Annotated in this window: 6 protein-coding genes; 3 read left to right on the top strand and 3 right to left on the bottom strand. The window is 69.4% G+C overall.

What is annotated here, in order from left to right:
* Window positions 1-73: 73 nt before the first annotated feature.
* The gene (locus tag CXY81_RS04950) at window positions 74-406 is read right to left on the bottom strand and encodes a helix-turn-helix domain-containing protein (protein WP_104194173.1); all 333 of its coding nucleotides are present in this window, start codon (window positions 404-406) and stop codon (window positions 74-76) included.
* Window positions 407-617: 211 nt separating this feature from the next.
* Here CXY81_RS04950 and CXY81_RS04945 point away from each other — a divergent pair, with 211 nt between their 5' ends.
* Both CXY81_RS04945 and CXY81_RS04940 read left to right on the top strand, forming a co-directional pair.
* Window positions 618-1,250 (top strand): hypothetical protein, encoded by a 633-nt coding sequence (locus CXY81_RS04945; RefSeq protein ID WP_104194172.1) that lies wholly within the window; start codon window positions 618-620, stop codon window positions 1,248-1,250.
* Window positions 1,251-1,252: 2 nt separating this feature from the next.
* On the top strand, window positions 1,253-2,509 hold the full coding sequence (locus CXY81_RS04940) for a regulator (RefSeq protein ID WP_104194171.1): 1,257 nt from the start codon (window positions 1,253-1,255) through the stop codon (window positions 2,507-2,509).
* 93 nt (window positions 2,510-2,602) lie between these two features.
* On the opposite strand, the gene CXY81_RS04935 is transcribed toward CXY81_RS04940, so the two are convergent.
* Together CXY81_RS04935 and CXY81_RS04930 are read right to left on the bottom strand one after the other, a co-directional pair.
* Window positions 2,603-4,312 (bottom strand): DUF5671 domain-containing protein, encoded by a 1,710-nt coding sequence (locus CXY81_RS04935; protein WP_233193993.1) that lies wholly within the window; start codon window positions 4,310-4,312, stop codon window positions 2,603-2,605.
* Window positions 4,309-4,773 carry a hypothetical protein gene (locus tag CXY81_RS04930; protein ID WP_104194170.1) on the bottom strand — a complete coding sequence of 155 codons (465 nt, stop codon included), beginning with the start codon at window positions 4,771-4,773 and terminating at the stop codon, window positions 4,309-4,311. The genes CXY81_RS04935 and CXY81_RS04930 overlap by 4 nt, the downstream gene beginning before the upstream one ends.
* Window positions 4,774-4,849: 76 nt before the next feature.
* On the opposite strand from CXY81_RS04930, the gene CXY81_RS04925 reads away from it, so the two are divergent.
* Window positions 4,850-6,343, top strand: coding sequence for a sensor histidine kinase (locus CXY81_RS04925; RefSeq protein ID WP_104099852.1), 1,494 nt, complete (start codon window positions 4,850-4,852; stop codon window positions 6,341-6,343).
* The last annotated feature ends 152 nt before the right edge of the window (window positions 6,344-6,495 follow it).

The following is a 6,495-nucleotide window of genomic DNA, read 5'->3' as shown; positions in this document are numbered from 1 at the left end:
CCCCCCGTGCGGTCAGCCCTGACCCTCCGGGAGCGGCACAACCACACGACGAGGATTCATCAATCTAGCCGGGTCAGTCGTCGGGACGGATGATCGTGCCGCCGGAAAGCTCGGGGATGTTCCCGAAGTCGGACTGCTGCCACAGCGACATGCGCCGGGCCTCTTCGTACTTGGCCTCGATGAAAGACTCGAGCACGACCCGTTCGACCCGCCACACGCCCGCGCTGCCGGCCCCGATCGTGCCTGCGCCGCCCGCCGGGGTGCTCTGGGTGCCGAGCCGGATGGCCGGCAGCTCACCGCTGCGCACCAGCTCCAGCACCTCGGCCACCGTCAACGAGAGGATCTCCGCGGTGTCGGCCAGGGTGAGGAATCGGCCCACACTGGAAGCAGCCCCGGAATCGTTCATGGATCGATTATCCGTCGGCGGGCGGGCCCTAATCGGGGCGGAGTGAGGCTGTGGATAACTTTCCCGCGTGGGGGCGAAGACGACCACGATGGACGTCGAGGCGGATTCCCGGGTCAAACGGAGTTTCGAGTCGAAACTATTGAGTCGGCACCATCGATTCGGCTCCATCGAGTCAGCACCAATTGAGTCAGTATTGGGGAGGCAGGCGCCCGTGAGCAAGACCGCCAGGAACGCACGACCGAAATTCTGGTTCGATCCGCGATTCGCGATCGGGCTGGCGCTCGTGGTCGCCGCCGTCGGAGGCGTCTATCTGATCGTCTCCGCCGCCGACCGGTCCACGGCGGTGTTCACCGCGCGCTCGGCGCTCGCCGTCGGGGACCGAGTGGAGGCATCCGACCTCGTGGCCACGCAGGTGCGGCTTGGTGTAACGGGAGACCTGTACGTGACCCCCGACGGGCTGCCGGATGACGGGCTGGTCGTCACCCGCACGATCGCCGCCGGGGAACTCGTGCCTGCGTCCGCGGTCGGGCGCACCGCCGGCACCGAGGTCACGAGCGTGGTCGTTGAGCTGACCAGCGCCCTGGCCTCGAACATCGGTCCCGGCTCCGTGGTCGACGTCTGGTCCGCCCGCAAAACGGTCCCGAACACGTTCGGGCCGCCGACGGTGCTCGTCGACCGGGCCGCGGTCGTGCGTCTGGTCGAGCCCACGGGGCTCGTGGCGGGCGGCGGCATCCGAACACTTGAGATCCTGGTGCCGAAGGGAGCCGTCGCGGCGGTGCTGGAGTCCATCGCGAACCGCGACGCCATCGCGGTCGTGCCCGTCAACGCACCGCTGGAGAAGTAAACGTGGCTACCATCGCACTGGCACTCGACCGGAACACCGAAGACCGTCTGCTGATCGACATCATCGAGCAGGGCCATGTGATCGTGGCGCGTTCGACGACTGCGGGCGAAGTGATCCTCGCCCTGCGGAGGCGCGCGCCCGAGTTGGTGATCGTTGGAGCCGGCCGCAGCACGCTCACGGCCGAGCTGATCACCGCCTGCGACGCCCACGGCGCCCGGGTGATCGCACTCGCCACCAACGACCAGGACCGGCGCAATGCGGCCGGGCTCGGCCTCTTCGACGTGGTCGACGCCGCCGCCGATTGGGCCGAGACTGAGGCGCTGATCGGCGCCGGGGTCGCCATTCCGCTGCGGGTCGGCGATCCGGCGGGCTTGCCCGGCACAAAACGGCAGGGCACGGTCATCGCCGTCTGGGGGCCGGCCGGCGCCCCGGGGCGCACCACTCTGGCGATCAACATCGCGGCGGAGATCGCCGCTGCCGGGCATACCGTCGCCCTGGCGGACATCGACACCTACAGCGGTTCGGTGGCGCCGAGCCTGGGGATGCTCGACGAGGCGCCGGGCTTCGCCGCTGCGTGCCGCCTGGCCGGCTCGGACAGCTTCACCCGGTCCGAATTTGAGCGCATCGCGCAGCGCTACAACTCACCGCAGGGAGCCTTCTGGGTGCTCACCGGCATCGGGCGGCCATCCCGCTGGCCTGAGCTCTCCACCGAGCGGGTGACGCGCACCATCAACGCGCTCCGTATCTGGGTCGACTACGTCGTGCTCGACACCGGGTTCAGCCTTGAGAGCGACGAGGAGATCTCCAGTGACCTGTTCGCCCCGCGCCGCAACGCGGCCACCCTGACGGGCCTCGGACTGGCTGACCACGTCGTCGCCTGCGGCCTCGCCGACCCGGTCGGGATGGCCCGGTTCCTGCGCGCCTGGGTGGACCTGGCCGAGGTGGTCACGACCGATCAGGTCAGCGTGGTCATGAACCGGGTGCGCCGGGGCGCGGTCGGGCTGGATGCGAACGGGCAGGTCGTGTCGGCGCTCCGCCGGTTCGGCGGCATCGAGTCGCCGATCCTGGTGCCGCAGGACCAGGTGTCCACGGATGCGGCCATCGTCGCCGGGCGCACGCTGCGGGATGCCGCGCCGAAGTCCCCGGCGCGCACCAGCATCCGTCGCTTCGTGCGCACTGAGCTGCTGTCGGTGCCCGCGCCCGCCACGGGGCGACGGCGCCGGGAATCGAGATGGCGCCGGCCAGCGGTGGCCACCTGAGCCCACCGTCGGCGTCGAATCCCGCGTCGAACCCCGCGTCGACTTGCGCGTCGACCCTTGTGCCAACCCCGGTGCGGAAGGCCGCACCGGCGCTCATTCCTGAAGCGGGATCACCTCTACCCGGTCGCCGGGGCCCGTGACGACCAGCACCCGCTTTCCGGTTACGCCGGTGAGGGCCTGGGCGAGATGCTCGGCCGTTGCCGAGCTACCGGCGCCGTCGGCGCGCTTCAGCACGAAGACGGCCGCGCCTCCGGTCGCTGCGCCGATTGCGAGGCTGAGGGGTTCCGGGTCGGCGTCCGTTACCAGGAGCACGCGGCCGATGGTGCGCGCCGGCTGCGGGGCCTCTGCACTCACCGAGCGGTCTCGTCGCCAGACAGCGAAATGATACCCAGCGGCGAGGCCGGTGGCTACCAGCAGCCCTAGCGAGGCCCGCACCCGGTCGATCACGCTGTCCCCGGTGAAGTCGCCGAGGGCGAACTCGAAGAGCCGGTAGCCGATCACCAGAAGCGTCACGATGGCAACGACCGCACTCACGCCGAACACCAGGATCAGGTACACCCTTCGTCCCGTGGAGCGGACCTCCGCGGGGGAGAGCGGCGTCGTAGGCTGCCAGGCCAGCCACCACACCGGGCCGCCGACGACGAGGGCGCTGATGCCGCCCAGCAGGAGGGTTCGGGTTCCTGAACCGGCGAGCGGGGTGGTCGTGGCGGCGAGGATCGCGTTCACGACCACGCCCAGCCCGGAGGCCGCGGCCACGAGACCCACGCCGGAGGTCACAAGCTTCGTCGCCACCCTCGTCGTGTCCGACCGGGCCAGGGTCAGGCCCCGGTGGTAGCTCCAGACGAGTGCGCCGATGAAGGCGACCGAGACGCCGAAACCCAGAAGGTCGAGGATGTCGGTGACCGGGTCGGTGCGGTCGAAGGCCAGTCTGAGCAGCAGGAACAGCACGGTTCCGACCCCGCTCAGCGTCAGGATGGCCGCCCCGGCCACGCCGACGGCCACGACCATTAGATCGGCGAGGCCGCCGCGCAGGTCGCGGGCCTGGCTGCGGATCCAGTGCCACCACCAGATGACCAGCCCGCCGGCGAACCAGATGAGCGCCTGGAGGGTCAACTCCCACCAGGGTTCGCCCGGGGTGAGGCTCGGTGCGGCGTCGACGGCGGCGTCGATGGCGGCGTCGAGAAGAGAGCTGAGGGCCGTGACGGCGCCGCCCACCGCGATCACGAGACCGAAGACGGAACCGAGGATCGGGGCCACGGTGACCAGCTGGGTGGGGCTCTTCTCCTCGTGCCGGGACATCCACAGGTGCCAGACCCACACGCCGGCCCAGACCACTCCGGTGGCGAAGAGGCGCGGTTGCCAGTCCCCGCGCACGAGCACGGCCGCCGTGGTCAGCAGGGCGGTGCTGAACGTGACAAGGGAGACCGTATACAGGCCGGCCAGGTAGAGCCCCCAGGCGACGGATGATCGTTCCGCGCCGTCCATTCGGCGCCACAGTACCCACCAGAGTACGGCCGCGAACGGGCCGGCGATGAGGGTGAACGCGAGCGAGCGGGCGAGCCCGGTGATGTCGCTGGAGGCAAGTGCGTTGCCGGCGTCGAGGAGGCGCCCGAGCAGTCCGCTCACTCCGATGGCGGCAATCACGACCAGGGCGAAGAGCAGAATGTATACGATCACCCGGCGTACCGTGGGCTGGGCCGCGCTCTCCCCGGACGGCGTCGATTTGCGCACCGCGATCACGATGCCGGCGATACCGCCGCCGATCACCAGGACGGCAACCAGCAGCACCACGCTGACCATCATGAACCGGCTTTCGGATTCGGGCAGATGTTGAGTTCGTAGGGGGCGTCATCGATCAACCACGTGCCGTCGACGGCCACCAGGTCGAAGACGCCCTGGGTCTCGTACTCGTCGGCGCCGAAGGGGCCGCTGCCGTAGGAGGTGACGATGGACACCTTCACGTCGGCGGACTCGGCCCGCTCGGTGGTCGACACGAGAGTGACCCGCATGTTGTCGGTGGGGCCCCGGTCGAAGTCCTCGCAGCCATCGAAAGCGTCCTCGGTGAGGTACGCGCCAGCGGCCTGCTCGTCGCCGTCGATGACGGCCGCGGAATAGTCCTGGACGCGGCCTTCCGGGGTGTCGGCGTCAAGCTGTTCGGGTTCGCCGCCGGTGAAGACGACGATGAGGGCGATGACCACCAGCGCTCCGATCACGGACAGTAGGGCAACCAGGGTCCGATCGGGCTTTCCATTTGCTGTGCTCATCTGTTCAGCATGGCCCAAACTACGCGACGGCACCACGACGGCGGTGGCACGTGTCCGGGGGACCTAGGCTATTGCTGTGTCGACGCTCAGTAATCTCGTACTTGCCCAGGGCCGCAGCAGTGCGGAGGATGTGGACTGGCTCCATATGCTTGTCGCGGATGGCCAGCTCCTGGCCGATCTCGCCTTCGCGGACATCGTCGTGTGGGTGCCCAGCAGCACCGGGAGCTTCGTGGCCGTCGCCCACGCCAGGCCGTCGAGCGCCGCCACCCTCTTCTATCGTGACTTCGTCGGGCAGAGCATCAAGGTCGAGTGGCGACAGCAGGTCACCGAGGCTTTCGAAACGGCGAAGATCGTCGACACCACGGCCCCCGACTGGTACGAGGAGACCCCGACCCGGGTGCGCGCGATCCCGGTGCGGCGGCGGCTCAGTTCCACGGGTTCCCAGATCTCGGACACGCCGGTGGCGGTGCTCACCCGGCACACCAACCTGAGTGAGGCGCGCACGCCGAGCCGACAGGAGCTGACCTTCAACGACTGCGCCAATGACCTCTTCGCCATGATCGCGTCCGGCGATTTTCCCGATCTGGGCGCCCCCACCGGCCCGAGGCGCGGCGCCCCGCGCGCCTCGGACGGACTCATCCGTCTCGACGTCGACGGCGTGACCACGTTCGCGAGCCCGAATGCCCTCTCCGCCTTCAACCGGATGGGGTTCGCCGACGAGCTGGAGGGTGAGTCCCTCGCCGAGGTGACCACGAGCCTGCTCACTGGAACGGCGGTTGTCGACGAGACCCTGCCGCTCGTGGTCACCGGCCGGGCGCCATGGCGCACCGACGTGGAGGCCCGCGGCGTGACGGTCTCGCTGCGTGCCATCCCGATCCGCAACCGGGGCGAACGGATCGGAGCCATCGTTCTCTGCCGGGACGTCACCGAGCTGCGGCACCAGGAACGTGAGCTGATCACGAAGGATGCCACCATCCGGGAGATTCACCACCGGGTCAAGAACAACCTGCAGACGGTGGCCTCGCTCCTGCGGATCCAGGCGCGCCGCACGCATTCCGACACGGCCAGGGAAGCGCTCAACCAAGCGATGCGCCGCGTGGCCGCCATCGCCGTCGTGCACGACACACTGTCCGAGGGCCTCAGCCAGAAGGTCGACTTCGACGTGGTGTTCGACCGGGTGTTGCTGCTGATCATGGAGGTGGCGTCCGCGCACAACACGACGGCGCATCCGAAGTCGTCCGGCAGTTTCGGTATCCTGCCCAGCGCCTACGCGACGCCGCTCGCCCTCGCGCTGACAGAGCTCGTGACGAACGCCGTCGAGCACGGGCTGGCCGGACGCGAGGGGGAGGTGTCGATCGAGGCCGAGCGTAACGAGGAGACTCTCACCGTGCGGGTCCGGGACAACGGCACGGGCCTGCCGGAGGGCAAGGTCGGGTCGGGACTCGGAACCCAGATTGTGCGCACCCTGATCCAGGGAGAGCTCAGCGGCAGTATCGACTGGCACACCATGATGGGCAGCGGCACCGAAGTGACCATCGAGATCCCGCTGCGGTACATGCGCGAAGCGTAGCGCCGGGCGCGGGGTGGCGCCGCGGGGTGTCGCCTCGGGGTGGCGCCGCGGGGTGGCGCCGCGGGGTGTCGCCTCGGGGTGTCCCCTCAGTGTGTCGCCTCGGGTGCTGAGCGCGTCGCGCGCAACGAAGAAAGGCCCGGCTGTTCAGCCGG

It is taken from the genome of Cryobacterium sp. M25 (assembly GCF_002929635.1).
In the GTDB taxonomy this organism is placed as follows: Bacteria; Actinomycetota; Actinomycetes; order Actinomycetales; family Microbacteriaceae; genus Cryobacterium; species Cryobacterium sandaracinum.
Note: the sequence above shows the minus strand (reverse complement) of the source record. Positions and strands in the feature narration are given on the sequence as shown.

Excerpts from the sequence above, each read along its gene's own strand:
- CXY81_RS04930 (WP_104194170.1), bottom strand. The coding sequence starts at position 4,773 with ATGAGCACAGCAAATGGAAAGCCCGATCGGACCCTGGTTGCCCTACTG.
- CXY81_RS04950 (WP_104194173.1), bottom strand. The coding sequence starts at position 406 with ATGAACGATTCCGGGGCTGCTTCCAGTGTGGGCCGATTCCTCACCCTG.
- CXY81_RS04935 (WP_233193993.1), bottom strand. The coding sequence starts at position 4,312 with ATGATGGTCAGCGTGGTGCTGCTGGTTGCCGTCCTGGTGATCGGCGGC.